Genomic DNA, 23,459 nt, shown 5'->3' with positions numbered 1-23,459 from the left:
CGAGGTCGCGAATCTTCTGGCCGCAGTTCGCACACCTGTAGGCATGAGGACCCGTCCGACCACGCCGACCACGACGGCCGCGCGCCGCCTTCACCGGTCGACGTCGCTTCGCACCGCCAGAACCGCGGGTGGTGAGCGGCGGTGGTGATGACGATGCATCGCCTCACGGCCGGTGCCGGCTACCAGTACCTGCTCAAGCACACCGCTTCGGGTGACTGCGACCGGTCGGCGGGTTCGGACCTGACGGCGTACTACACCGCTTCGGGTAACCCGCCGGGCCGCTGGTACGGCCGGGGCCTGGATGCGCTTGAGGGTGAGGCTGTGACGGCTGGGGCGCGGGTGGAGGAGGCGCAGATGGCGAACCTCTTCGGTCACGGCCTCGACCCGACGTCCGGGGTGGCGTTGGGGCGGGCGTACCGGACCTACACCCCGGCGGCCGAGCGCATCGCCACCCAGGTCGCAGCCCTCCCTGGCGAGCTGACCGGCGAAGCACGCGAGGCGGCGGTCGCCGTGATCACCCGGGTGGAGCTGGCCAAGCGGACCCCGTCGGCGGTGGCGGGGTTCGACCTCACGTTCAGCCCGACGAAGTCCGTGTCCGCGCTGTGGGCGGTCGCCGACGCCCACACGCAGTCGGCGGTCCTAGCCGGGCACCGGGCGGCCGTCGAGCAGGCGCTGGGCTTCCTGGAGGACACCGCGGCGTTCACCCGGACCGGGAAGGACGGGTGCCAGCAGCACCGCGTCGACGGCCTGATCGCGGCGGGGTTCGACCACTGGGACTCCCGCGCCGGGGACCCGAACCTGCACACCCACCTGGTCATCGCGAACAAGGTCCGCGGACCCGGCGGGGCGTGGCTGTCGGTGGACTCCCGCGCGCTGCACCACGCGGTGGTGATGGTCTCGGAGGTCTACGACGACTTCCTCGCCGACGAGCTCGCCCGGCGCCTGCCCGTGCAGTTCGCCTGGCGGGCCCGCGGCCCGCGCCGCACACCGGCGTTCGAGGTGGAGGGGGTCGATGACGCGCTGATGACGGAGTTCTCCACCCGCACCACCCAGATAGACGAGGCGATGACGGACGTCCTGGCCGAGTTCTACGCGACCCACGGGCGGGGCCCGAACCGTATCGAGGTCACGCGCCTGCGTCAGCAGGTCACCCGCTCGGTTCGCCCGGACAAGCACGTCACCCCGCTAGCCGATCTGATGACGCTGTGGCGAGCCCGCGCCACCGGCCGCACCGGTAAGACCCCGACCGAGCTGACCGCCGCCGCCCTGCGCGTCTCGCACACCGTGCCCCTGCGCGCCGGGCACGTCCCGGGGGCTGTCATCGACCGGTTGGCGCAGCACACGATCGGGCAGGTGATGACGCGACGGTCGACCTGGACCCGGTGGAACGTCCTGGCCGAGGCCGCCCGCGCCACCCGCGCGATCCGCATGGCCAGCCCCGCAGACCGCACCGCGTTGCTGGAGCGCGTCACCGAGGTCGCCCTGGCCTCATGTGTGAGCCTGCAAGCACCGGACCCCTTGCGGGTCCCCGCCTCCTACACCCGCCCCGACGGCACCTCTCAGTTCACCCGAACCGGGGAGGACCGGTACACCCACCGCCAGGTCCTGGACGCCGAGGCCCGGCTCCTGGACGCAGCAACCCTCGACACAGCGGCACCGACCGCACCGGCGTGGATGGCCAAGGCCGTGACCTCCCGCCCGGTGCACCGCACCGACGGGCGCACCGTCACCCTCGCCGAGGACCAGGCCGACGCCGTCCACCACATCGCCACCTCCCCAACACGGGTCGACGTCCTGGTCGGACCGGCCGGGACCGGGAAGACCACCACCCTCGCGGCGCTACGCACCGTGTGGGAACAGGCCCACGGGCGCGGCACCGTCGTCGGCCTCGCACCGTCAGCGACGGCCGCGGCCGAGCTCGGGCACGCGCTGGGCATCGGGTGTGAGAACACTGCCAAGTGGCTGCACGAGTCCACCGGCCCTGGCGCCACCCGCCGCACCGCCCTGCTGGCCCACCTGCGCGCCGAGCGTGCCACCGCGCTCGGCCTGGACCAGCGGGCACGGTTGCGGACGATCGATACCGCAATCAACACCCTCACCGCCCAAGGGCAGCGGTGGCGCCTCCGCCGTGATGAGCTCCTCATCGTCGACGAAGCTTCCCTGGCCGGCACGTTCACCCTGGACGCCCTGACCGCGCAGGCGACGGCGGCCGGGGCGAAGGTGCTGCTGGTCGGGGACCACCACCAGCTGTCCGCGGTCGACGCCGGCGGCGCGTTCCACCTCCTCGCCGAACGCACCCGCCCGGCGACCCTGACCTCGCTGTGGCGGTTCACCCACCCCTGGGAAGCCGCCGCCACCCGGCGCCTGCGCACCGGAGACCCCCAGGTCATCGACACCTACCTCGGGCACGACCGTGTTAGCGCCGGCCCGGCGGAGGCCATGTGCGAGGACGCCTATACCGCTTGGCAGACCGACACGGATCACGGCACCGCGGCGATCCTCATCGCCCCCGAGGCCCACACCGTCACCGTCCTCAACACCCGCGCGCACAACGACCGCGTCACGGACGGCCTCGTCTACCCCGAGTGCCTGGTCAAGGCCGACGGAACCCGGATCGGCGTCGGGGACCGAGTCCTGACCCGCTGCAACGACCGGCGACTGCGCGGCCCGGACGGGCACGTCCGCAACGGCGACCTGTGGCATGTCACCGCTGTCGCCGCCGACGGCGGCCTCGTGGTCACCCCGCTGACCAGGACCGGCTCCAGCGCCGCGAAGACTGCGGCCGAGGCGGGCGGGGGAGGGGTGACGTTGCCCGCCCGGTACGTGGCCGAGCACGTCGACCTCGGGTACGCGACCACCACCCACCGCGCCCAAGGGATCACCGTGGACCGCTCCCACGTCCTCGCCGCACCCGGGACGGTCCGGGAGAACCTCTACGTCGCCATGACCCGCGGCCGTCACGACAACCACCTCTACCTCGCCCTGGACGACGTCGACCCCACCTGCGACCACCCACCGGACCGGCAGCCCCACACCGAAGCACGAGAGATCCTCGAGACCATCCTCGCCACCTCCGGTGCGGAGCTGTCCGCCACCGAGACGCTCGCCGCCTCCCGTACAGCCGCCGCGTCGCTGAACCGGCTGGAGCCCATCCGGCAGACGCTCCTCGCCGACGCCGCCGCACACCGCTGGGGCACGACCTTCCCCGCCCTCGGGATGACCGCACGGCAGTGCGAGGAGATCCGCACCTCACCCGCCCGGGGGGCCCTCATCACCGCCCTGGAACGCGGCCGCACCCTCGGCCACCCCATGCCCCAGGTCCTCGCCGGTCTCATCGGCGCCCGACCACTCGACAACACGGACGACGCCGTCGGTGACATCGCCAGCGTCCTGCACCACCGCGTCAGCGACTGGCTTCACACCCAGGTCCGGGACCCCTCGACCATCCAGCCAGTTCTCGACCTCACTGCGGCGCGCGACGACATCGCCGACCTTGTGCGCCACGTCGACCAGCTCATCGCCGACCGCACCCACGCGCTCGACGCCGGTGCCCTCAGCGACCTGCCCGACTCGCTGGCACTCGCACCCGCGCCCACCGACCCGGGCTTGAGCTCCGGATCGCGGGACGCGATCGCCGCACGCATCGCCCACGACGACCTCCCCGACGGTCCCACCACCGGCCCCCCAACGCTGATGACCGCCTCGCCCCCGAACGCCGACGCCGAACGGAGCCCAACCCGATGAGCAACAGAACGCCGAAGAGCGGACCCGACGGCTTCTACCCTGAGCCCGTCCTGTATCAGGCCGGCGGACCCCCGATGCCGCTCATGTGGGCCGCGCACACCCTCGAGCAGCAGCAGCACCACCTCGAGGCCCTCGACACCTGGGTCGTCTGGCTCGCTCACCACTACCGCCTGGACCGCCGATACGTCCCCGAATGCTGGACCAAGCACTGGGAACTCATCGAAGAGCTCTCCGCCCTGCACCTCGCGTGGGACGCCGCATACGCGACCACCGCCCACGGCGACGCACCCCTGACATGGCACGAACACTTCGGCCACGCACGAGTCAGGCTCGCCGAATGGGTGGCGCGGGCCGGATGCCGCCCCGGGGAGCATCGCGCGATCTCTTGAGCCGGTACATCCGGATCTGGCTCCCCTCTGTGTCAAGAGGCGGGTTCGAGGGCCCTCTGGGTGAGGCTCTTTCTCGTGCGGTCGCCGGGGCGTAGCGTCGGTGCTGCGGGTCCGGGAAGTGGCTGATCCGAAGTGTCGATGTGCGGGGGCAGGTCGACCGCGCTGGATTCTTGAGTCGCCCCGCAGTGCCCTCCCGGGCCCGCGTCAGCCAGGCGGGCGGCGGCGGTGTGGGCGTCAGCGACCAGGCGCCTGTAGATCACGTCGGACAGGCGCCGCTTGGGGCAGCGCAACGCTTCCATCGGGGTCTTGCCCCCGGCGAGCTTGCGCCGGTAGTAGGCGCGCCCTTCGGTGTCATGGCGCAGCTGGACGATCGCGGCGACGTGCACGACGTGGTTCATCCGCCTGTTCCCGGCGCGGGAGAGCCGGTGGCGGACCTGCTCCCCGGAGGAGACGTCCAGGGGTGCGGTGCCGGTCCAGGAGGCGAACCGGTTGCGGTCGGCGAACCGGGCGACGTCACCGACATCGGCCAGGATCCGGGCCGCGCCGGCCGGTCCGATGCCGTAGACCTCCAGCAGCGTCGAGCCACGGGCCAGGACCGCGGCCTGCAGCTCGCCTTTGATCTTCTTCAGCTTCGCGTCGACCGCGACCAGGTCGGCGATCTCCTCCGCGGCCATCCGCCGGCGCGTCTTGCCGGCGATGTCTCGGGGTCGCACGGTGGCCAGCATCGCCTTGGCCTGGGCGGCGGAGAGGTCCTTCTTGCGCTGGCCAGGGATCAGCTCGGACAGGAGCCGCTGCAGCCGGTTGACGATCTGCACCCGCAACCGCGCCAACTCATCGCGACGGTCGACCAGCATCCGCAGAGCCTCCAGCTCACCGTGGGGTGCGACGACGCGCAGGCCGCGGGTGCGGACCGCGACCATGGCGATCGAGTGGGCGTCCAGGGCGTCGGTCTTGCGGTTGTGGCCGGTGTCGAACAGGCGGACCCGGGCGGCGAGCTTGGCAGGCACGTCCCAGACCTGCTCACCGGCCTCGACCAGCCGCTGCGCCAACGGGCGGCCGGCACCGTTGGCGCCCTCGATGGCCCACACGCGCTCGGGCCAGGACCTCACGTAGCTGCGCATCGCGGCGTAGCCGGCCCTGTCGGTGGTGAACCTGCCGGTCCCCAGCAGGTGACCGTGCTGGTCGACGATCTCGAGCGTCGCCGACAACTTGTGGGGATCGACCCCGATGATCACGCGCGCCACGGCGTCTCCTGCTCTCCTCGAACCGGGTAAGGGACGGCGAGGTGGGCAGTGCTACTACGAGCTGGGCAGTCCCCTCTTGAGCCACGCCTCGTCACGGTGTCCGACGGGCCGCAGTCCAGATGAGAGCCACAACCGGAACCGGAGGGCAGCCGCTGAAGAGAGCGTCCCGCCGGACACCTGGACCGAGTCTGGCCGGACGCCGATCCTGTCGGCGACGCCTGAAAACTGACCCCTGAGCGACGGCCGAAAACGGACCCCCTCCGGCCACGCTGAGGAGGGTGATGACCGTGGAGGACTGGGCGGAGATCCGCCGGCTGCACCGGGTTGAGGGGATGGCGATCAAGGCGATCGCCCGCCAGCTGGGTGTCTCGAGGAACGCGGTGCGCCGGGCGCTGGCCCGGGATGCCCCGCCGAAGTACGAGCGGGCGCCGAGGGGCTCAATCGTGGACGCGGTAGAGCCCCAGGTGCGGGAGCTGCTGCGGGCTCATCCGCGGATGCCGGCGACGGTGATCGCCGAGCGGATCGGGTGGGACCGGTCACTGACGGTGCTCAAGGACCGGGTCCGTGAGCTGCGCCCGTACTACCTGCCGCCGGACCCGGCCACGCGCACCGCCTATGACCCGGGCCAGCGGGTGCAGTGCGATCTGTGGTTCCCGCCGGCGCAGGTCCCGCTCGGGTCCGGTCAGGCGGGCAGCCCACCGGTGTTGGTGATGGTCTCGGGCTACTCGAGGACGATCTTCGCTCGGATGCTGCCGACCCGGCAGGGCCCGGATCTGATCGCCGGGCACTGGGAGTTGCTGCAGGCGATGGGCGGGGTCCCGGCGCAGCTGGTCTGGGACAACGAGGCCGCGGTCGGGTCCTGGCGGGCCGGCCGGCCCCGGCTGACTGAGGAGTTCGAGGCGTTCCGCGGGGGGCCTGTCCGTCGTTCTGTGTAAGTGGGTGACTGGTGTTCATGGTGTCAGGCCCGGTCCAGGCGGCCGGGGAACATCAGGTCGAACTGGTTCAGCGCGGCTCGCCAGGAGCCGGTGGCCAGGGTGCGGCCGGCGGTCTGGCGGGCGTGGTCGACGCCGATCTCGCGGCAGCCGAGGTAGAGCAGCTTGACCAGCGCCTCGTCGGTCGGGAAGTGCCCCCGGGTCTTGGTGATCTTCCGGAGCTGGTAGTTGATCGACTCGATCATGTTGGTGGTGTAGATGACCTTGCGGACCTCCGGAGGGAACTCGAAGAACGGGATGACGTGCTCCCAGGCCGCCTCCCACTGGCGCTTGATCGCCGGGTACTGCCGTCCGATGTCCGAATCGGTCCAGGCATCCAGCGCGTCCCGGGCGGCCTGCTCGGTCGCGGCCGCGTAGATCGAGCGGAGCTGGGCGGCGACCTTCTTGCGGTCCTTGTAGTTGACCCAGCGCATCGAGGACCGGACCAGGTGGACCACGCACGTCTGCACGATCGCCTCCGGCCACACGGCCGTGACCGCGGCGGGCAGGCCGGTCAGCCCGTCGCAGACGACGATCAGGACGTCCTCGACGCCGCGGGCCTTGAGGTCGTTCATCACCCGCAGCCAGAACTTCGCGCCCTCGGTGTGCTCGACCCAGATGCCCAGGACCTCCTTGCGGCCATCGACATCGACGCCGACGGCCAGGTGAGCGGCCTTGTTGCGCACGGTGCCCTCGGAGCGGACCTTGCAGATGATCGCGTCCAGGAAGATCACCGGGTAGACCCGGTCCAGGGGCCTGGCCTGCCACTCGCGGACCTCCTCCAGGACCGCGTCGGTGATCGTGGAGATCAGATCGGGCGAGACCTCCACGTCGTAGATCTCCGCCAGGTGCGCGCGGATGTCCCGCACGGTCATCCCGCGCGCGTAGAGGCCGATCACGATCTTGTCGATGCCGTCCAGGCGCCGCTGGCCCTTGCGCACCAGCCTCGGCTCGAACGAGCCCGCCCGGTCCCGCGGGACGTCCAGATCGATCGTGCCGGCCTCGCTGTGCAACTTCTTCGGCGTCGTGCCGTTACGCGCGTTCCCAGCCCCGGCCCGTTCGTGCGGTTCGTAGCCCAAGTGCTCGGTCAGCTCCTCGGCCAGACCCCGCTCGAGGATCGCCTTCGTCATCTGCCGCAGCAGCCCGTTCTCGCCCAGCAGCTCCACGCCCTGCTCACGCGCCCGCGCCACGAGTTCCTCGGCCAACCCGGCATCCACGAGCCCGTCATCGCGTTCCGGATCCGGCTCACGGCCACGACGTCCCACCCGTGCAGTCTCGGTCACATCGCTCATTACGTGTCCTCCCCGGGCCGCTCGCACGGCCCAGCGTCGAGGTCACGCACTTACACAGAGATTCCGACACGCCCTCCGCGGGACGCTGGGGATCTCGGTGCACCAGTGCCGCCCGCGCGACCCGGAGGCCAAGGGCCTGGTCGAGCGGGCCAACGGCTACCTGGAGACCTCGTTCCTGCCTGGACGCACCTTCACCGGCCCCGGCGACTTCAACACTCAGCTCAGCGACTGGCTGACCCGGGCCAACGCCCGCCATCACCGGACGCTGGGCACCCGCCCGGTCGACCGCTGGGCCGCGGACCTGGCGGCGATGCTGTCCCTGCCGCCGGTCGCCCCACGGACCGGGTGGCAGGCGACCGTGCGTCTGCCGCGGGACCACTACGTCCGCATCGACTCCAACGACTACTCCGTGGACCCGGTCGCGGTCGGGCGCAAGGTGCTGCTCACCGCCGACCTGGAGCAGGTCACCGTCCGTCTGGGGTCCAGGGTCGTCGCCGTCCACGACCGCTGCTGGGCCCGCAACCAGACGATCACCGACCCCGCGCACCGCGCCGCAGCGCTGGCCCTGGCCCACGCGGCTGCGCACCGGCCCCCGACCACGGCGGTCGAGGTCGTCCAGCAGCGTGACCTGGCCGACTACGACACCGCGTTCGGTCTGACGGAGGTGGCCTGATGTCCACCACGACCAAGCCCCGTGACGTCACCGCCGAGCTCGCGTTCCTGACCCGGGCGCTCAAGGCGCCCACGATGCGCGAGTCCATGGACCGGCTCGCCGACCGCGCCCGCGCCGAGTCCTGGACCCACGAGGAGTTCCTCGCCGCCTGCCTGCAACGCGAGGTCGCCGCCCGCGAGTCCCACGGCGGCGAAGGCCGGATCCGCGCCGCGCGGTTCCCGGCCCGCAAGTCCCTGGAGCGAGTTCGACTACGACCACGCCCGCGGCCTGAAGCGTGAGCAGATCGCGCACCTGGGCACCCTGGACTTCATCGCCGGCCGGGAGAACGTCGTCCTGATCGGCCCGCCCGGCACCGGCAAGACCCACCTGGCCACCGGCATCGCGATCCGCGCCTGCCAAGCCGGTCACCGGGTCCTGTTCGCGACCGCCGCCGAGTGGGTCGACCGCCTCGCGACCGCTCACCACGACGGGCGCCTGCAAGACGAGCTACGCCGCCTGGGCCGCTACCCGCTGCTGGTCATCGACGAGGTCGGCTACATCCCCTTCGAACCCGAAGCCGCCAACCTGTTCTTCCAGCTCGTCTAAGCCCGCTACGAACGCGCCTCGCTGATCGTGACCTCGAACAAGCCGTTCGGGCGGTGGGGTGAGGTCTTCGGCGACGACACCGTCGCCGCCGCGATGATCGACCGCCTCGTCCACCACGCCGACGTGATCGCCCTCAAGGGCGACTCCTACCGGCTCAAGAACCGAGACCTCGGCCGCCCACCAGCGGCCCCGACCGACTGACCACACCACCGAGAGGGGGGTCCACTTTCGCCCGTCGCCAAGGGGTCCGTTTTCAGCCGTCGTTGACAGGTCCTGCGTGAAGTCTCCTAGTAGCCGATGTGCGGATGTGCGGATGCTCGAGCGACCGCCTCCGAAAGTTGCGTCCGCAGCCCGTGCCCACCGCAGCACCTCATGTCCGAAGAGGCGACCACCTGAGGACCACGCTCGTCACGTTCTCAGCGCCTGGACGGATCGCTTCCTTCGCTCGTGCACGGTCAAGCCAGCCGTCGTAGGGCATGTGATGTTGGTCCAGGCGGTTGCAGACCGTTCACAGTTGCGTCCGTCAGAGTGGTGTACCGGTAGCCCGGTGATCGTGTCGTCGTAGACGAGGACGCGGTCACCGCGTGACCCTTCGAGTGATCTCTCACAACCGACTCGAAGAAGGACTCCGCGATGACCGCACCTATGAGTATCGACCCTGCCCGGTTCCTGCACGAGCAGCTGGCCCAGGCATCCCCGGACCTGATGCGTGAGCTGTTGAGCACGTTCATCGACGCGTTGCTGTCGGCCGAGGCGGACGCGGTCTGCGGCGCCGGGTGGGGCCAGGTCTCCGATGATCGGGTGAACCGGCGCAACGGCTACCGCCATCGGGACCTGGACACCCGGGTCGGCACGATCGACGTGGCCGTGCCGAAGTTGCGCACCGGGACCTACTTCCCGGAGTGGTTGCTGACCCGTCGCCGGCGCGCGGAGGCGGCCCTGACGTCGGTGGTCGCGACCGGCTACCTGCTGGGCGTGAGCACCCGGCGGATGGACAAGCTCGTGCAGTCGTTGGGGATCACCTCGCTGTCGCGGTCGCAGGTCAGCGAGATGTCCAAGGACCTGGACGCCCAGGTCACCGCGTTCCGGACCCGCCCGCTGGACGCCGGCCCTACACGTTCCTCGCCGCGGACGCGCTGACGATGAAGGTCCGCGAGGCCGGGCGCGTGGTCAACGCCGTGGTCCTGGTCGCCACCGGGGTCAATGCCGATGGGCACCGGGAGGTCCTGGGGGTGCAGGTCACCACCGCTGAGACCGGCCCGGCGTGGTTGACGTTCTTCCAGGACCTGGTCGCCCGCGGCCTGTCCGGGGTCAAGCTCGTCACCTCCGACGCCCACGCCGGGCTGGTGGCCGCGATCGGCGCGACCCTGCCCGGGGCGACCTGGCAAAGGTGCCGCACGCACTACGCGGCGAACCTCATGAGCGTGACCCCGAAGGCGTCGTGGCCGGCGGTGAAGGCGATGCTGCACTCGGTCTACGACCAGCCGACCCCGACGGACGTCCAGGCCCAGTTCGACAAGCTCCTGGACGCCGTGGCCGACAAGCTCCCCGACGTCGCCGCCCACCTGGACGCCGCCCGCGCCGACGTCCTGGCGTTCACCGCCGTCCCCAAGGGCCTGTGGCGCCAGGTCTGGTCCAACAACCCCAACGAGCGCCTCAACCGAGAGATCCGCCGGCGCACCGACGTCGTCGGGATCTTCCCCGACCGCGCCTCCGTCATCCGCCTCGTCGGCGCGGTCCTGGCCGAGCAGCACGACGAATGGGCCGAAGGACGCCGCTACCTCGGCCTCGAGCTCCTCGCCAAGGCCCGCCTGGCCATCGTCCCCGGAGAGGAAGAGGTGATCGACCCACCCCTGGCCCTGACCGCCTAACCCATCAGGGTCACGCCGAACCGCTACACCACTCCCAGGGACTTGACCCCGTTCACCGGCCGGCGCGCGGGGCCGCAGCTTCAGGTGCCCGTCCTCCAGTTCGACGCGCTCGTCAATCCCCGCGTCCCGAGCTCAGCGGGCCCTCACCGGTGGACAGGGCCAGATGCAGAGCGCGTCCCCGCCGCTCCCGTGGTCGACCTCTGCCGCCTTGACCTGGCGCTTCCCGAACTGACGCGGGTCGGGCAGGCTATCGACGTGGAGAACTCCGACGAGCCGGGCAGTTTCTTTCGGGTCTACCTCCTAACCTTGCCCGATCCGATTCCCCTGCATCCCGGCTCCACATGGACCCGCGTCCTGCCCGCCCTGGCAGTGCCCGAACTGGCCGGCATGGAGTGGGCGCCGACACCGCACCTGGCGTCGCGACCCTCTGAAGGCTCCAACTTCGTCTCGCTGAAGTTCTGGCAGGTGCCGACGGAGATGGCATCCGGGCTACTTGCCGCGACGAGAGTGATCGGACAAATTCTCGGCACCGCCGACAGGGAGCTAGCTCAGGCACCATCGCATCCAGAAGGTGCATATGTCACCGTCGTCGAGGCCGTCACCTGCGTGCGGCCCTTGTCGCTGGAGGCCGATGGCGACGACTTGACTCGCTGCATCGACGAGTTGCTCGCCTACCACCGGGCGTACCGGCTCGCTGAGGACGTCAGGGTCCCCGAGTTGACCTATGAGCGCCTCCACCCCCTAGTCCCGCGGTTGGAACGGGATATTGCGGACCCGGGCCCACCGCAGCCAATGGGCATTACGGTTCTGAACCACGCCAACATTCCTGGCGTCGTCCCGGAGCCGCTTACCCAAGACGGGCATCACCGAATCGACCAGTTCATCAGACGGTCCGCGGTGCACGACCCCTTTGTGCTTTTCGCGGAGCGGCGGCTTGACGCGGTGGTTGAGGCAAATGTAGGAGGCCGCCCTGGCGAGAGTGTGGTGCAAACGGCGATCGCCGCTGAAATCCTGCTTGATGCGGTTCTAGGCGTAATCATGTGGGAGAAGCGCACCGCTGTTGACGAGGCTGCGACGGTCTTCTCTAAGCCGCTCACATCTCGGGTCCAAACCGACTACCACCCTCGACTGGGGGGCCAATGGTCGGTGACAGGTCAGAAGCTCTCACCTTGGCACTCGCATGTCGCGGGGGTCCGCAACCGCGTCGTCCATGCCGGGTATCGCCCGAGCGGCGCGGAAGCGCGGACCGCTATGGACGCCCTGCGAGCTCTCGAGCTTTTCATCGGGGACCGGCTCGCGGAGAGGTTCAAATCCCACCCCAAGTGCGCCTGGTTGTTCCTCGGTGCGGCCGGGCTTGAGGGACGAGGCCGACTTGGGGCCGGGCTTAGGTGGGCTGAGGACGTCGGGGAGCCCTTGGAGGACGCAATGGTCGGTTGGCTGAAGGCGTACCGGTTGTGGCGCGAGCAGGTCGACGACCATGTACAACGCCAGGAACGCGAGCGAAGGGGCTAGATGTACTTGGCCGTCAGGTTGTTGACAGGCGGCTGATGGGCGGGAGGGCTCCGAGAGCACTGTGGCGCCGTCGAGTGTTGTAGTGCTCGAGCCATGGGGCAAGGGCAGCGGTGCGTTCGGCGTTGGAGGTGAAGACCTGGCGATAGTGAATCGTCCTGGGTCTGGCAGAGGCTCTGATCCTGCAAGGAGACTGAGCCAGTGTCTGCACCCCGTAAGTTCGATGAGGAGACCCGTGCCCGTGCGGTGCGGATGTACTTCGACCGCCTTCGAGATCTCGGTGAGTCGAAGCTGACAGCCCGGCGCGCGGTCGGCGCCGTGCTGGACATCAACCCCGCGACGCTGCGGAACTGGGTCGAGCGCGAAGAGATCGACACCGGCGCCCGGCCCGGCGTGACCAGCGCGACCGAGGACGAGCTGAAGCAGCTGCGGCGGGAGAACGCCGAGCTGCGGCGGGCCAACGAGATCCTCAAGACCGCGTCCGCGTTTTTCGCCCAGGCGGAGCTCGACCGCCGACTCAAGTGATCTGCGACTACATCACCGCCTTCCGGGACCGTTTCGGGGTCGAGCCGATCTGCCGGGTGCTCACCGCTCACGGCATCCAGATCGCCCCGAGCACGTACTACGCCCGGCTGGTCGCCCCGGTCAGCGACGCCGAGCTGGCCGACGCCTACGCGGTGAACCTGCTGGTCGATGGCTGTGTCAGGTTGATCTGGCCCCACCGTGACGGCTTGATCTGGCCCCACCCGGTTCCGCTCGGCGATCTGTCGAGGGTGTGACGGCTTGATCTGGCCCCACTTGCCGACACGCCAGGGCGTCGTTGTCGGTCGAGGTGCGCCCGCGCCTGCATAGTCGTGATCAACGACTCTGGTGGGGGGCCAGGTTGGGGACGCGGGTGGAGCTCTACGAAGCGATCCGCCGGGATGCCCGGCGCGAAGAGCTGTCGATTCGGGCGTTGTCGGAGCGGCACGGCGTGCACCGGCGAACAGTTCGTGCGGCTCTGGCGTCGGCGGTCCCGGCGCCGCGGAAGGTTCCGGTGCGGGTCGCCCCGAAGCTCGAGGCGGCGAAGCCGTTGATCGACGCGATGCTGGTCGAGGACCTGACGGCGTGGCGCAAGCAGCAGCACACGGCGCGGCGGGTGCTTGCCCGTCTGGTCGATGAGCACGGCATGAACGAGCTGACGTACTCGGCGGTCCGCGACTACGTCGCCAAGCGCCGGCCGCAGGTGCGGGCCGCGGCGGGCAAGGACGCGGAGCAGGCGTTCGTGCCGCAGACCCACGAGCCCGGCGCGGAGGCCGAGGTCGACTTCGGTGACGTGTGGGTCCGTCTGGACGGTGAGCTGACCAAGTGCGCGCTGTTCACCCTGCGCCTGTCGTTCTCCGGCAAGGCCGTGCACCGGGTGTTCGCGAGCCAGGGACAGGAGGCGTTCATCGAGGGCCACCTGGAGGCGTTCAGGGTCCTGGGCGGCACCCCGACCGACAAGATCCGCTACGACAACCTCAAGAGCGCGGTGACGCGGGTGCTGTTCGGACGGAACCGGACCGAGTCCGACCGGTGGGTGAGCTTCCGCTCCCACTACGGCTTCGACAGCTTCTACTGCATGCCCGGAATCGAGGGCGCCCACGAGAAGGGCGGGGTCGAGGGTGAGGTCGGCCGGTTCCGGCGCAACCACCTGGTGCCGATGCCTGACGTCGCCAGCCTCGCCGAGCTCAACGCGCGCCTCGAGCAGATTGACGCCGCCGAGGACCGGCGCCGCATCGACAACCGCACCCTGACGGTCGGGCACGACTTCGTCCTCGAGCAGCCGCTGCTGCGGCCGCTACCGGTCGAGGGCATCGACCCTGGGCTGACGTTGACCCCGCGGGTCGACCGCTACGCCCGGGTGATGGTCCGGATGGCGTACTACTCCGTCCCAGCGCGGCTGATCGGCCGGCGGGTCAAGGTGTCGTTGCGCGCCTCGGAGCTGGTCATCTTCGACGGACGGTCCGAGGTCGCCCGCCACGCCCGGTCGGTCCGTAAGGGTTCGCAGAGCCTGCTGCTGGACCACTACCTGGAGGTCCTGGCCCGAAAGCCTGGGGCGCTGCCCGGCGCGACCGCCCTGGCCCAGGCCCGCGCCGCCGGCACGTTCACCTCCGCTCATGACGCGTTCTGGGCGCTGGCCCGCCGGTCGCTCGGCGACGCCGGTGGCACCCGGGCGATGGTCGAGGTCCTGCTGCTGCACCGCCACCTGACCCACGGCGACGTCATCGCCGGGCTCGCCGCTGCGGTCTCGATCGGGTCCACCAGCTCCGACGTGGTTGCCGTCGAAGCGCGCAAGGCCGCGCAGCTGCGGGGCGCCACGCCGACCTTCGGCTCACCAGGTGAAGCGGTCGACCTGGTCCCGCCCGTCGTCCCCGGTCGTCGGGACCGGGTCGCGAGCCTGACCGAACGCCGCCTGGTCGAGGCCCGCAACCGCGCCGGGGACCTGCCCGCCGACGGGCGGCCGTTGCCGTCGGTCGCTCAGTACGACGAGCTGCTGACCCACCCGCCCGCGACCGGAACCCGAGGAACCTGATGACCACCACCACCAGCAGCGCCACCGCGATCCGGGCCGGCCGCACCGGGGTGACCGAGCAGGCCGCGGACGCCGCCGTCGACCAGGCCTGCCGGATGCTCCGGCTGCCCACGATGTGCGCCCGTTTCGCCGAAGTCGCCGACGCCGCACAACGCGAGCAGCTGACCTACCGCGGGTTCCTCGCCGAGCTCCTCATGGCCGAGTGCGACGACCGCGACCGCCGCCGCTCCGCCCGGCGGATCACCGCAGCCGGCTTCCCCCGGGAGAAGTGGCTGCAGGACTTCGACTACACCGCCAACCCCCACATCCAACCCGCCGTGATCGCCCAGCTCGCCGCCTGCGCCTGGGTCACCAAAGGTGAGCCGCTGTGTCTGATCGGTGACTCCGGGACCGGTAAGAGTCACCTGCTCATCGGGCTCGGCGCGGCCGCGGCGATGGCCGGGCACCGCGTGAAGTACGTCCTGGCCGCCAAGCTCGTCAACGAGCTCGTGGAAGCCGCCGACGAGCGGGTCCTGTCCAAGACCATCGCCCGCTACGGCCGGGTCGACCTGCTCTGCCTCGACGAGCTCGGCTACATGGAACTCGACCGTCGCGGCGCCGAGCTGCTGTTCCAGGTCCTGACCGAACGCGAAGAGACCAACAGCGTCGCGATCGCCTCCAACGAATCCTTCTCGGGCTGGACCAAGACCTTCACCGACCCACGCCTCTGCGCCGCGATCGTGGACCGCCTCACCTTCGGCGGCAACATCATCGAGACCGGCACCACCTCCTACCGGCTCGCCCACACCCGCGCCCAGCGAGCCGGACAGTCGCCCGTGGTCTGAAGCCCGCGACGACCGCGAGGCGGATCGACACGCGCTCGGGGAGGAGGACCCATGCAGCGGGCCGTCGACTGGTGGGACGAGAGGAAGATCCCGTTGTACGTCGCGGCGATCGTCCTCGGTGTCCTGCTCGGCCTGGTCGGCCCGCAGCTCGCTCCAAGGCTCGCCGACGCGACCAACCCTGTGCTTGCCCTGCTGTTGTTTGCGACGTTCCTCGCGGTGCGACTGACCGAGCTCGGCCGCGCGTTCCGCGATCTGCGGTTCCTTGGGACAGTCCTGACCATGAACTTCATCGTCGTGCCGGCGATCGCCTTCGCGCTGTCCCGGTTCGTCGCTGACGACCGCGGGCTGCTGCTGGGCGTGCTGCTGGTGCTCCTGACGCCGTGAATCGACTATGTCGTCGTCTTCACGGGCCTCGCGGGAGGCGCCCGCGCTCGCCTGCTCGCGGCCGCGCCGTTGCTGATGGTCGGCCAGCTCCTCCTGCTGCCCCTCTACCTGCTGTTATTCGCCGGCGGCGACGTGCTGTCCGTTGTCGAGGTCGAGCCATTCGTCGAGGCGTTCCCGATCTTGGTCGTCCTGCCGCTCGGCGCAGCTGCGCTCGTGCAGCGGATTGCGAGTCGTCGCCGGGTCGGCCGCGTCGTCGAAGGAGTCATGGCGGGCGCGATGGTGCCGCTGATGATGGCGACCCTGGTCGTGGTCATCGGTTCCCAGGTCGCCGCCGTCGGCACGCAGGTGTCAACGTTGGTTCGCGTCGTGCCTCTCTACGTTGCTTTCGCCGTCCTCGCCGTGACGGTAGGCCGCCTGGCTGGCCGACTCGCGCGCTTGGATGTGCCCTCCACACGCGCCGCCGTCTTCTCGACCGCGACGCGCAAGTTCCTGGTCGTACTTCCCCTCGCGCTGGCCCTTCCCGCATCGCTGAAGATGGCCCCGCTGGCTGTGGTCACTCAAACCCCTGTCGAGCTCGTTGCCATGGTCGTCCTCGTACGGCTCGTTCCCCGTCTGGTTCCGGCACGCGACCCTCAGGAGGCGCCCGCGCCCGTCCGCACACAGTCCTGACCGAACCCTGATATCCCCCCGATGGCCGGATGCGCCCGACGAGCTCGAGCGTCCGGCCAGCCGGGCCCTGGCCCATCCCCCGCCAACAGCGGGACCCGCACGCTCGTGGCGGGACCGCGAGCCGGCTCCTTGCTGGGTCTCACGACGCGGGGACCTACAGCCCGAAGGCTCCTCCTTCGACGAGGATCACGACGCCCAGGCCGATGAGGACCAGGGGGAACAGGACGCTCTCCCAGCGTTCGAGGACCTCGGCGATGGGTCGGCGGGTGGCGACGTACCGGGCGGCGAGGACCAGGACCGCGACCAGGGCGAGGAACACGGCGGCGTAGGCGGCGATCGCTGCGGGTCCGACGGTGAGGAAGACCGGGACGTAGACGCCGATGTTGTCCCCGCCATTGGCGAAGGTGACGGCGGCCACGGTCCAGACGGCGACGGCCTTGCCGGGGTCGTCGTCGTCATCGTCGTCGTGGCGGTTGCGCCATGCCTGCCAGGCGGCGTACAGGCCCAGGAGCAGGGGGATGAGCCCGAAGTAGGGGATCGCGTCGTCGGGCAGGAACGCGTCGGCGCCAAGCGCGACCAGGACCGAGGCCACCAGGATCGCGCCGAAGCCTATGTACTGACCGGCGACGATCTTCGCGGTGACGCCGGGAGCGCCGGCGCCGCGGGCGAAGAACAGTGACAGGACGATGATGTCGTCGATGTTCGTCACCAGGAACAGTCCGACGGCTTGCAGGGCGACGACTGCCAGGTCCATGGGAGGCCTTTCGGGGTTCAAGGGTGAGGCAGGGGACGGTCGGGGCTAGCGGCGGCGTGGCGGGCGGAGGCGTCCGATCGTGCCCATGGCCATCTGCGGCGCGTGCGTCGCCACGAGTCCCGCAGCGGCCACCACGGCCGCTGCGGTGCGCAGGGTTGGCAAGGTCAGCCGGGACACCGCAGGGTCGAGCCCGAGAAGGTCGGCCATCGGTGCGGCGAGGCCGACGGCGACCGATCCGGCGCCGCTGATGCGATTGGCCCACCACTGCCGGGTACCTCGTGCAGAGGCCGCGAACCGAAACCCGCTGTCGCCTGTGCGCCGCCGCTGGACGGCCATGGGGCCCACCCCGGCGAGCAGGGCCCACACGGCGAACAGGGCCAGGCCGAGGATCGGCGTGGCTGCTCACAGCGGACTGCTCGGGGTGGTCGCCGATTTGACGGCGACGCCGATCACGAAGTCACCGAAGAACCGGGTGACCGCCGGCTCGGGGAGCACGAAGCCGTGCCGCTCGAGCTCGGCCACGAACTCCTGCGGGCTGAACCGGTCGTGCTCGGGGTGCTCGAGGAAGGTGCGATACGACCAGCGCTCGAGTGCGTGGCGGGTGACCTCCTCGAAGACGAACTGGCCACCGGGCCGAAGGACCCGCACGGCCTGCGCGACCGCGTCGCGCCAGGCGGGCACGTGGTGGATCACGCCGAAGTCGACCACCGCGTCGAGACTGGCGTCCGCGAACGGCAGCTCGGATGCGTCACCGGTCCGAACGTCGACCCGTTCCCCGTGGCGGCTCAGGCGACGCCGCGCGCGGGCGACCATGGCTGGGTCGAGGTCGAGCGCGGTGACGTGGGCCACCCCCCACCGCTCCAGGAGCAGCTCGGTACCCACACCGCGCCCGCACCCGATCTCGACCACGTCGGCGCCAGCGAGCCGGACGCCCAGCCGCTCGAGCAGGGGGACCTCATAGGATCGCTGCAGCCAGGCCCGGACCGGGTTGTTCATCAGCAACGTCTCAACCCGGTTCATCAGCACGGCCCTGCTCCGTTCGACCCTCGCAAGCATCAGTTGGATGACGTATCATCAGCATATGTCGATGATCGCTGCAAGTCTCGATGTGCTGAGTCGCGAGGCGCTGGCTCCCGCCGTCGCCCTGTTCCGCAGCCTCAGTGACCCGACCCGGTTGGCGCTCGTGCGTCAGCTCGCGATGGGCGAGGCGCGGGTCGTGGACCTGTGCACCGCGCTGGGGCTGGGTCAGTCGAGTGTCTCCACCCACCTGGCCTGCCTACGGGACTGCGGCCTGGTCGACTACCGCCCGCAGGGTCGCGCCTCGGTGTACCACCTGACCCACCCTGAGCTGATGGACCTGCTCGCTGCGGGCGAGGGTCTGCTGGCGGCGACCGGCAACGCCGTGGCGCTGTGCCCGACCTACGCAAACCCCGCAGCTGACGACCACGACCCGACCCCAGCAACGAAGGAGACGGCACGATGAGCGACGCGTGCGGTTGCGGCGACGACGAGACCACGCCTGCCGGTCAGGACGCCGAGGAGCACGAGGCCGAGCGGCTGTGGGAGGTCAGCGAGCTGCGCTTCGCCGCGGTCGCCGGCGTGCTGCTTCTTGCGGGCCTGGTGGCGGGCTCTATGGAGCAGCCCACCGTGGCGTTGGTCCTGAACTGGGTCGCCCTGCTGGTCGGTGCGTGGACGTTCGTCCCCTCCACGATTCGCCGGCTCGCGAAGCGCAAGATCGGCGTCGGCACGTTGATGACGATCGCTGCGATCGGCGCGGTCCTGCTCGGTGAGGTCGCCGAGGCGGCCGCGCTGGCGTTCTTGTTCTCGATCAGCGAGGGCCTGGAGGAGTACTCCCTGGCCCGCACCCGGCGCGGCCTTCGGGCGCTGCTGAGCCTGGTCCCCGCTCAGGCCACCGTATTGCGCGACGGCTCGGAGGCCGCCGTGTCTCCCGGTGACCTGCGGGTCGGGGATCTGATGCTGGTCAAGCCGGGTGAGCGGGTCGCCACCGATGGGCTGATCCGCACCGGCCGGACGGCGCTGGACGTCTCGGCCATCACCGGTGAGTCCGTGCCCGTGGAGGCCGGACCGGGCCAGACGGTGTACGCCGGGTCGATCAACGGATCCGGCGCCCTGGAGGTCGAGGTCACCACCACCGCCGAGGACAACTCCCTGGCGCGGATCGTGCGGATCGTCGAGGCCGAGCAGTCCCGCAAGGGCCAGGCCCAGCGCCTGGCAGACCGGATCGCCAAGCCGCTGGTGCCCGGGGTGATGATCGCCGCCACGCTCATCGCCGTCGCCGGCAGCCTCCTGGGAGACCCGGGCACCTGGATCGAGCGGGCACTGGTCGTCCTGGTCGCGGCCTCACCGTGCGCCCTGGCGATCTCCGTGCCGGTGTCCGTGGTCGCAGCAGTGGGCGCCGCGTCCAAGCAGGGCGTGCTCATCAAGGGTGGCGCGGCGGTGGAGGCCCTCGGCGCTATCCGCGGGGTCGCCCTGGACAAGACCGGGACCCTGACCCGCAACGACCCCGCCGTCGTGGCCGTCGTCGCTGCACCCGGGCGCAGCGAGGACCGCGTCCTGGAGGTCGCGGCCGCGCTCGAGGCCCGAAGCGAGCACCCCCTGGCCCGCGCCATCTTGGCCGCGGTCCCGGCGGTCACTCCCGCAACTGGCGTGGAGGCCGTGCCCGGCGCCGGGCTGACCGGCACGTTCGACGGTCGGCCGGTCCGGCTCGGCCGACCCGGCTGGGTGCAGTCCGGGTCGCTGGCGGGCGAGGTGGAGCGGATGCAGCAGGCCGGTGCCACCGCCGTTCTCATCGAGGAGGACGGACAGCTCCTGGGGGCGGTCGCCGTGCGCGACGAGCTGCGCCCCGAGGCGGCGCAGGTCATGGCCCAGCTGCGCCGCGACGGGTACCACGTGGCGATGCTCACCGGCGACAACACCCTGACCGCCAACGCCCTGGCCCGCGAAGCGGGCATCGAGGAGGTCCACGCCGACCTGCGCCCGGAGGACAAGGCTGCACTGGTCGCCCAGCTACGGACCCGGCGCCGCACCGCCATGGTCGGCGACGGCGTCAACGACGCCCCCGCCCTGGCGACCGCGGACCTGGGCATCGCGATGGGCGCGATGGGTTCGGACGTGGCGATCGAGACCGCCGACGTGGCGCTGATGGGCGAGGACCTGCGCCACCTGCCCCAGGCGTTCACCCACGCCCGCAGGGCCCGGCGCATCATGCTCCAGAACGTCGGCCTGTCCCTGGCGATCATCGTCGTGCTCATGCCACTGGCGCTGTTCGGGGTCCTGGGCCTTGCCGCGGTGGTCCTGGTCCACGAGGTCGCCGAGATCGTCGTCATCGCCAACGGTGTCCGCGCCGGCCGCACCCGCCCGCTGCCGCAGGCCACCACCGGGACCGCTGCAGTCCTCGAGCGCCCGACGCTGGCCACCCGGTGACCGCTTCGACCGCCCGTGAGCAGAAGCGGGGCCTGGCCAGTCCAACCCGCCGACGCCTGGCGGCAGGGCTGGGCGCTGCCGCGGTCGCCGCCGTCGACCTGGGCGCGAAGGCATGGGCGGTCAGTGCGCTGCAGGAGCGGGCCATCCCTCTGGGCCCGGTCGAGCTGCGGCTGGCCTACAACCCTGGGGTGGCCTTCTCCGTCGGCGCCGGCGCGCCGACCTGGCTCGTGCTCACCGTCACCGCCCTGGTCACCGCTGCAGTCGCCGTGGTCGCCTGGCGGACCGCCGCCGCCCCCTCGCCAGGGCGGTTGCCCGCCCTCGCCCTGATATTAGGTGGTGCGATCGCGAACGTCGCGGACCGGGCCGGCGACGGGGTCGTCACCGACTACCTGCACAGCGGGTGGTTCCCGACCTTCAACCTCGCCGACACCGCCATCGTCACCGGCGCCGCCCTGCTGGTGCTGACCACACTGCGCCACCCGGAACACAGTGCCCCGCGCCACTCGGCACACACTGCCAGCGAGGACGGCACGAGCACCCGACCGGGTGACTGAACCAGCACGACCCCCAGCGACTGCCACCAGCGCGACCGGGGGCCGGCGCACATCTCAACGGTCGTTAGGATATGTACATGACGGCCGATGGGTGTGAGCTGCTGTGCCTGGACCTGCCGCACGCGGAGGCGGTCCGTGCAGCACTGCCGAAAGCGCACCGCTCCCAAGTGCTGGCGAACACCGCCAAGGCCCTGGCGGACCCGGTGCGTCTTCGCACGGCAACGGCCCTGGCCCTGGGGGCCGAGCTGTGCGTCTGCGATCTGGCGTGGGTCGTCGGCGCCGCGCCGAACCTCGTCTCGCACCACCTGCGCGTCCTGCGCCGCGCCGGCCTGGTGACCTCCCGCCGGCAGGGCAAGCTGGTGATGTGCCAACTGACGGCGCACGGCGCGGCGCTGCTCGCCGTGCTCGACGTCGCCGCACCAGGTGAGGCTCTGCTGGTTGAGCAGCCGGAACTGACGGCAACGACCGGTCGCCGGCGCCGCGATCATCTGGCGCCAGCCACCCACGCGAACGAGACGCCCGCACCGTTGCCGCAGCCCCACCGTGGATGATCTGACCCCCGGTGGGCCGCCGGTGCAGGGAAGCGCCGGGCACAGGACGTCGCGCCTGCTGCTGACCCGCCCGCGCATCGTCGTCCTGATCCTGGTCGTGGTCACCGCAGCCGTGGTGGTGGCCCAGCTCGCCGGCTTCGTGTCGACGGGCGGGGGCGGGGCGGCGGAGCAAGGCTCGCCGTCGACGGGCAGCAGAACTGTGACGGAGTACCCGCCCGCAGACCGGGCCGAACCGGTGGTCCTGTCGGGAACGGGACTGACCGGGGAGGCGATCGACATCGCGGCCTGGCGCGGCGACGTCGTGGTGATCAACGTGTGGGGTTCGTGGTGCGCGCCGTGCCGTGAGGAGGCACCGATCCTGGCAGCCACGTCCGCCGCCTACGCGGACCAGGGGGTGCGGTTCCTCGGTGTGAACGTGCGCGACAACCCGGCAGCGGCGATCGCGTTCGAGGAGAGCTACGGCATCACCTATCCCAGCATCGACGACAGCGACGGGCAGGCCCTGCTGAGCCTGGCCGAGCACCTTCCCGCTGCGGGGGTCCCGGTGACCCTGATCCTGGACCGCGACGGGCGCCCGGCGGCGCGCGTCCTGGGAGCGGTCCAGGAGTCGACCCTGACCGCCCTGCTGGACACGGTCCTGGGCGAGCAGCCCCAGGGGCCGCCGTCGTGAGCGCGGGCGTGCAGGACATCGTCGCGGCCGGCCCGATGCTTGCGGCTGCGGCAGTCGCGGCCCTGGCCGGGCTGGTCTCCTTCGTCTCCCCGTGCGTGCTCCCCGTGGTGCCCGGGTACGTGTCCTACGTCGCCGGCGGCCCCCTGCTCGATCAAGGCACCGCGACGCGACGACGACCGGTCGTGGTCGGCACCGCCTTGTTCATCCTGGGATTCGCTGCGGTCTTCGTCGCCTACGGCGCCCTCTTCGGCGGCCTCGGTGCCGCGCTGCAGTCCTCCCAGGTCGTGCTGACCCGTGTCCTGGGCGTCGTGGTCGTGATCATGGGCTTGGTCTTCGCCGGTTGGTTGCCCGGATCGCAGCGCCAGCTGCTACCTCGGCTGCGTCCGAAGTCCGGCCTGGTGGGCGCCCCGTTGATGGGTGTCACCTTCGGACTGGGCTGGACACCGTGCCTGGGCCCAACCCTCGCCACGGTGCAGACTTTGGCGTTCACCGAGGCCAGCGCCGGGCGCGGGGCCGCGCTGGCCGGGGTCTACGCCGCCGGGCTCGGCGTGCCGTTCATCGCGGTTGGTCTGGGCATGCGCCGAGCGCTGAGCGCCACCGCGTGGGCGCGACGGCACACCGCGGCGATCAAGCGCGCGGGCGCGGTGATGCTCATCGCCACCGGTCTTCTCCTGGCAACGGGGGTGTGGGACTTGCTGATGCGCGCCCTGCAGTCCACGGTCTCCGGCTACACCACGGTCCTGTGACGACCACGCACATGGAAGGCAGCACGAGCTG

17 protein-coding genes, 6 pseudogenes and 1 other annotated feature are annotated in these 23,459 nt (G+C 70.9%); of the genes and pseudogenes, 17 read left to right on the top strand and 6 right to left on the bottom strand.

The window, feature by feature from the left end; all coding sequences use genetic code 11:
• The first annotated feature begins 147 nt into the window (after window positions 1–147).
• The gene (gene mobF, locus LG379_RS12365; RefSeq protein WP_225754817.1) at window positions 148–3,744 is read left to right on the top strand and encodes a MobF family relaxase; all 3,597 of its coding nucleotides are present in this window, start codon (window positions 148–150) and stop codon (window positions 3,742–3,744) included.
• Window positions 3,741–4,133 carry a hypothetical protein gene (locus tag LG379_RS12360; RefSeq protein ID WP_225754816.1) on the top strand — a complete coding sequence of 131 codons (393 nt, stop codon included), beginning with the start codon at window positions 3,741–3,743 and terminating at the stop codon, window positions 4,131–4,133. The genes mobF and LG379_RS12360 overlap by 4 nt, the downstream gene beginning before the upstream one ends.
• A 32-nt stretch (window positions 4,134–4,165) precedes the next feature.
• On the opposite strand, the gene LG379_RS12355 is transcribed toward LG379_RS12360, so the two are convergent.
• Complete coding sequence (locus LG379_RS12355; protein WP_225754815.1) at window positions 4,166–5,377, bottom strand: IS110 family transposase; 1,212 nt, start codon at window positions 5,375–5,377, stop codon at window positions 4,166–4,168.
• A gap of 278 nt (window positions 5,378–5,655) precedes the next feature.
• On the opposite strand from LG379_RS12355, the pseudogene LG379_RS12350 reads away from it, so the two are divergent.
• A pseudogene (locus tag LG379_RS12350) lies at window positions 5,656–6,288 on the top strand (sigma factor-like helix-turn-helix DNA-binding protein); the annotation flags it as partial.
• A 47-nt stretch (window positions 6,289–6,335) separates the two neighbouring features.
• Here LG379_RS12350 and LG379_RS12345 read toward each other — a convergent pair.
• Window positions 6,336–7,640: an IS256 family transposase gene (locus LG379_RS12345; RefSeq protein WP_370634508.1), complete on the bottom strand. Its 1,305-nt coding sequence runs from the start codon at window positions 7,638–7,640 to the stop codon at window positions 6,336–6,338.
• A 97-nt stretch (window positions 7,641–7,737) separates the two neighbouring features.
• Between LG379_RS12345 and LG379_RS12340 the strand changes: the two genes are divergently transcribed.
• From LG379_RS12340 to LG379_RS12325, 4 genes and pseudogenes are all read left to right on the top strand, one after another.
• Window positions 7,738–8,313 carry a hypothetical protein gene (locus tag LG379_RS12340; protein WP_304522444.1) on the top strand — a complete coding sequence of 192 codons (576 nt, stop codon included), beginning with the start codon at window positions 7,738–7,740 and terminating at the stop codon, window positions 8,311–8,313.
• Window positions 8,313–9,099 (top strand): annotated as a pseudogene (gene istB, locus LG379_RS12335) (IS21-like element helper ATPase IstB). The gene LG379_RS12340 and the pseudogene istB (LG379_RS12335) overlap by 1 nt, the downstream one beginning before the upstream one ends.
• A gap of 432 nt (window positions 9,100–9,531) precedes the next feature.
• Window positions 9,532–10,769: pseudogene (locus LG379_RS12330) on the top strand (IS256 family transposase).
• A gap of 255 nt (window positions 10,770–11,024) precedes the next feature.
• A complete protein-coding gene (locus LG379_RS12325; RefSeq protein ID WP_225754813.1) occupies window positions 11,025–12,281 on the top strand; it encodes a hypothetical protein in 1,257 nt (418 codons plus the stop codon).
• 13 nt (window positions 12,282–12,294) lie between these two features.
• On the opposite strand, the pseudogene LG379_RS12320 reads toward LG379_RS12325, so the two are convergent.
• Window positions 12,295–12,426, bottom strand: a pseudogene (locus LG379_RS12320) (integrase core domain-containing protein); the annotation flags it as partial.
• 53 nt (window positions 12,427–12,479) lie between these two features.
• Here LG379_RS12320 and LG379_RS12315 point away from each other — a divergent pair.
• The 4 genes and pseudogenes from LG379_RS12315 to LG379_RS12300 form a co-directional block, all read left to right on the top strand.
• Window positions 12,480–12,961, top strand: a pseudogene (locus LG379_RS12315) (transposase); the annotation flags it as partial.
• Window positions 12,761–12,892, top strand: a sequence feature (AL1L pseudoknot). Its footprint overlaps the pseudogene before it by 132 nt.
• Window positions 12,962–13,161: 200 nt before the next feature.
• Window positions 13,162–14,832 (top strand): IS21 family transposase, encoded by a 1,671-nt coding sequence (istA, locus tag LG379_RS12310; protein WP_225754812.1) that lies wholly within the window; start codon window positions 13,162–13,164, stop codon window positions 14,830–14,832.
• Complete coding sequence (gene istB, locus LG379_RS12305) at window positions 14,832–15,656, top strand: IS21-like element helper ATPase IstB (protein ID WP_225754811.1); 825 nt, start codon at window positions 14,832–14,834, stop codon at window positions 15,654–15,656. Before istA ends, istB (LG379_RS12305) begins: the two co-directional genes overlap by 1 nt.
• A 51-nt stretch (window positions 15,657–15,707) precedes the next feature.
• Window positions 15,708–16,709, top strand: a pseudogene (locus LG379_RS12300) (bile acid:sodium symporter).
• A gap of 154 nt (window positions 16,710–16,863) precedes the next feature.
• Here LG379_RS12300 and LG379_RS12295 read toward each other — a convergent pair.
• The 3 genes from LG379_RS12295 to LG379_RS12285 all read right to left on the bottom strand — a co-directional run bounded on the left by LG379_RS12295 (window position 16,864) and on the right by LG379_RS12285 (window position 18,483).
• A complete protein-coding gene (locus LG379_RS12295; RefSeq protein ID WP_225754810.1) occupies window positions 16,864–17,463 on the bottom strand; it encodes a cadmium resistance transporter in 600 nt (199 codons plus the stop codon).
• A gap of 45 nt (window positions 17,464–17,508) precedes the next feature.
• Entirely contained in the window at window positions 17,509–17,799 is a 291-nt protein-coding gene (locus LG379_RS12290; protein WP_225754809.1) for a hypothetical protein, read from the bottom strand.
• A gap of 66 nt (window positions 17,800–17,865) precedes the next feature.
• Window positions 17,866–18,483, bottom strand: a complete 618-nt coding sequence (locus LG379_RS12285) for a class I SAM-dependent methyltransferase (protein WP_225754808.1) — start codon at window positions 18,481–18,483, stop codon at window positions 17,866–17,868.
• 61 nt (window positions 18,484–18,544) lie between these two features.
• On the opposite strand from LG379_RS12285, the gene LG379_RS12280 reads away from it, so the two are divergent.
• From LG379_RS12280 to LG379_RS12255, 6 genes are all read left to right on the top strand, one after another.
• Window positions 18,545–18,946: a metalloregulator ArsR/SmtB family transcription factor gene (locus LG379_RS12280; protein WP_225754807.1), complete on the top strand. Its 402-nt coding sequence runs from the start codon at window positions 18,545–18,547 to the stop codon at window positions 18,944–18,946.
• Window positions 18,943–20,907, top strand: a complete 1,965-nt coding sequence (locus LG379_RS12275; protein WP_225754806.1) for a cation-translocating P-type ATPase — start codon at window positions 18,943–18,945, stop codon at window positions 20,905–20,907. The genes LG379_RS12280 and LG379_RS12275 overlap by 4 nt, the downstream gene beginning before the upstream one ends.
• Entirely contained in the window at window positions 20,904–21,461 is a 558-nt protein-coding gene (locus LG379_RS12270; protein ID WP_225754805.1) for a signal peptidase II, read from the top strand. The genes LG379_RS12275 and LG379_RS12270 overlap by 4 nt, the downstream gene beginning before the upstream one ends.
• A 77-nt stretch (window positions 21,462–21,538) precedes the next feature.
• The gene (locus tag LG379_RS12265) at window positions 21,539–22,012 is read left to right on the top strand and encodes a helix-turn-helix transcriptional regulator (RefSeq protein WP_225754804.1); all 474 of its coding nucleotides are present in this window, start codon (window positions 21,539–21,541) and stop codon (window positions 22,010–22,012) included.
• Window positions 22,005–22,682: a TlpA disulfide reductase family protein gene (locus tag LG379_RS12260; RefSeq protein WP_225754803.1), complete on the top strand. Its 678-nt coding sequence runs from the start codon at window positions 22,005–22,007 to the stop codon at window positions 22,680–22,682. Before LG379_RS12265 ends, LG379_RS12260 begins: the two co-directional genes overlap by 8 nt.
• Window positions 22,679–23,428, top strand: a complete 750-nt coding sequence (locus tag LG379_RS12255) for a cytochrome c biogenesis CcdA family protein (RefSeq protein WP_225754802.1) — start codon at window positions 22,679–22,681, stop codon at window positions 23,426–23,428. The genes LG379_RS12260 and LG379_RS12255 overlap by 4 nt, the downstream gene beginning before the upstream one ends.
• Window positions 23,429–23,459 lie beyond the last annotated feature (31 nt).

This window comes from Actinotalea sp. Marseille-Q4924, assembly GCF_916618755.1.
Taxonomy (GTDB): domain Bacteria; phylum Actinomycetota; class Actinomycetes; order Actinomycetales; family Cellulomonadaceae; genus Actinotalea.
The sequence above is the reverse complement of the archived record's forward strand: the minus strand, read 5'-3'. Positions and strand labels throughout refer to the sequence as shown.

Excerpts from the sequence above, each read along its gene's own strand:
- istB (WP_225754811.1), top strand. The coding sequence starts at position 14,832 with ATGACCACCACCACCAGCAGCGCCACCGCGATCCGGGCCGGCCGCACC.
- LG379_RS12290 (WP_225754809.1), bottom strand. The coding sequence starts at position 17,799 with ATGGCCGTCCAGCGGCGGCGCACAGGCGACAGCGGGTTTCGGTTCGCG.
- LG379_RS12280 (WP_225754807.1), top strand. The coding sequence starts at position 18,545 with ATGTCGATGATCGCTGCAAGTCTCGATGTGCTGAGTCGCGAGGCGCTG.
- mobF (WP_225754817.1), top strand. The coding sequence starts at position 148 with ATGACGATGCATCGCCTCACGGCCGGTGCCGGCTACCAGTACCTGCTC.
- LG379_RS12285 (WP_225754808.1), bottom strand. The coding sequence starts at position 18,483 with ATGAACCGGGTTGAGACGTTGCTGATGAACAACCCGGTCCGGGCCTGG.
- LG379_RS12295 (WP_225754810.1), bottom strand. The coding sequence starts at position 17,463 with ATGGACCTGGCAGTCGTCGCCCTGCAAGCCGTCGGACTGTTCCTGGTG.
- LG379_RS12265 (WP_225754804.1), top strand. The coding sequence starts at position 21,539 with ATGACGGCCGATGGGTGTGAGCTGCTGTGCCTGGACCTGCCGCACGCG.
- LG379_RS12275 (WP_225754806.1), top strand. The coding sequence starts at position 18,943 with ATGAGCGACGCGTGCGGTTGCGGCGACGACGAGACCACGCCTGCCGGT.
- LG379_RS12360 (WP_225754816.1), top strand. The coding sequence starts at position 3,741 with ATGAGCAACAGAACGCCGAAGAGCGGACCCGACGGCTTCTACCCTGAG.
- LG379_RS12345 (WP_370634508.1), bottom strand. The coding sequence starts at position 7,640 with ATGAGCGATGTGACCGAGACTGCACGGGTGGGACGTCGTGGCCGTGAG.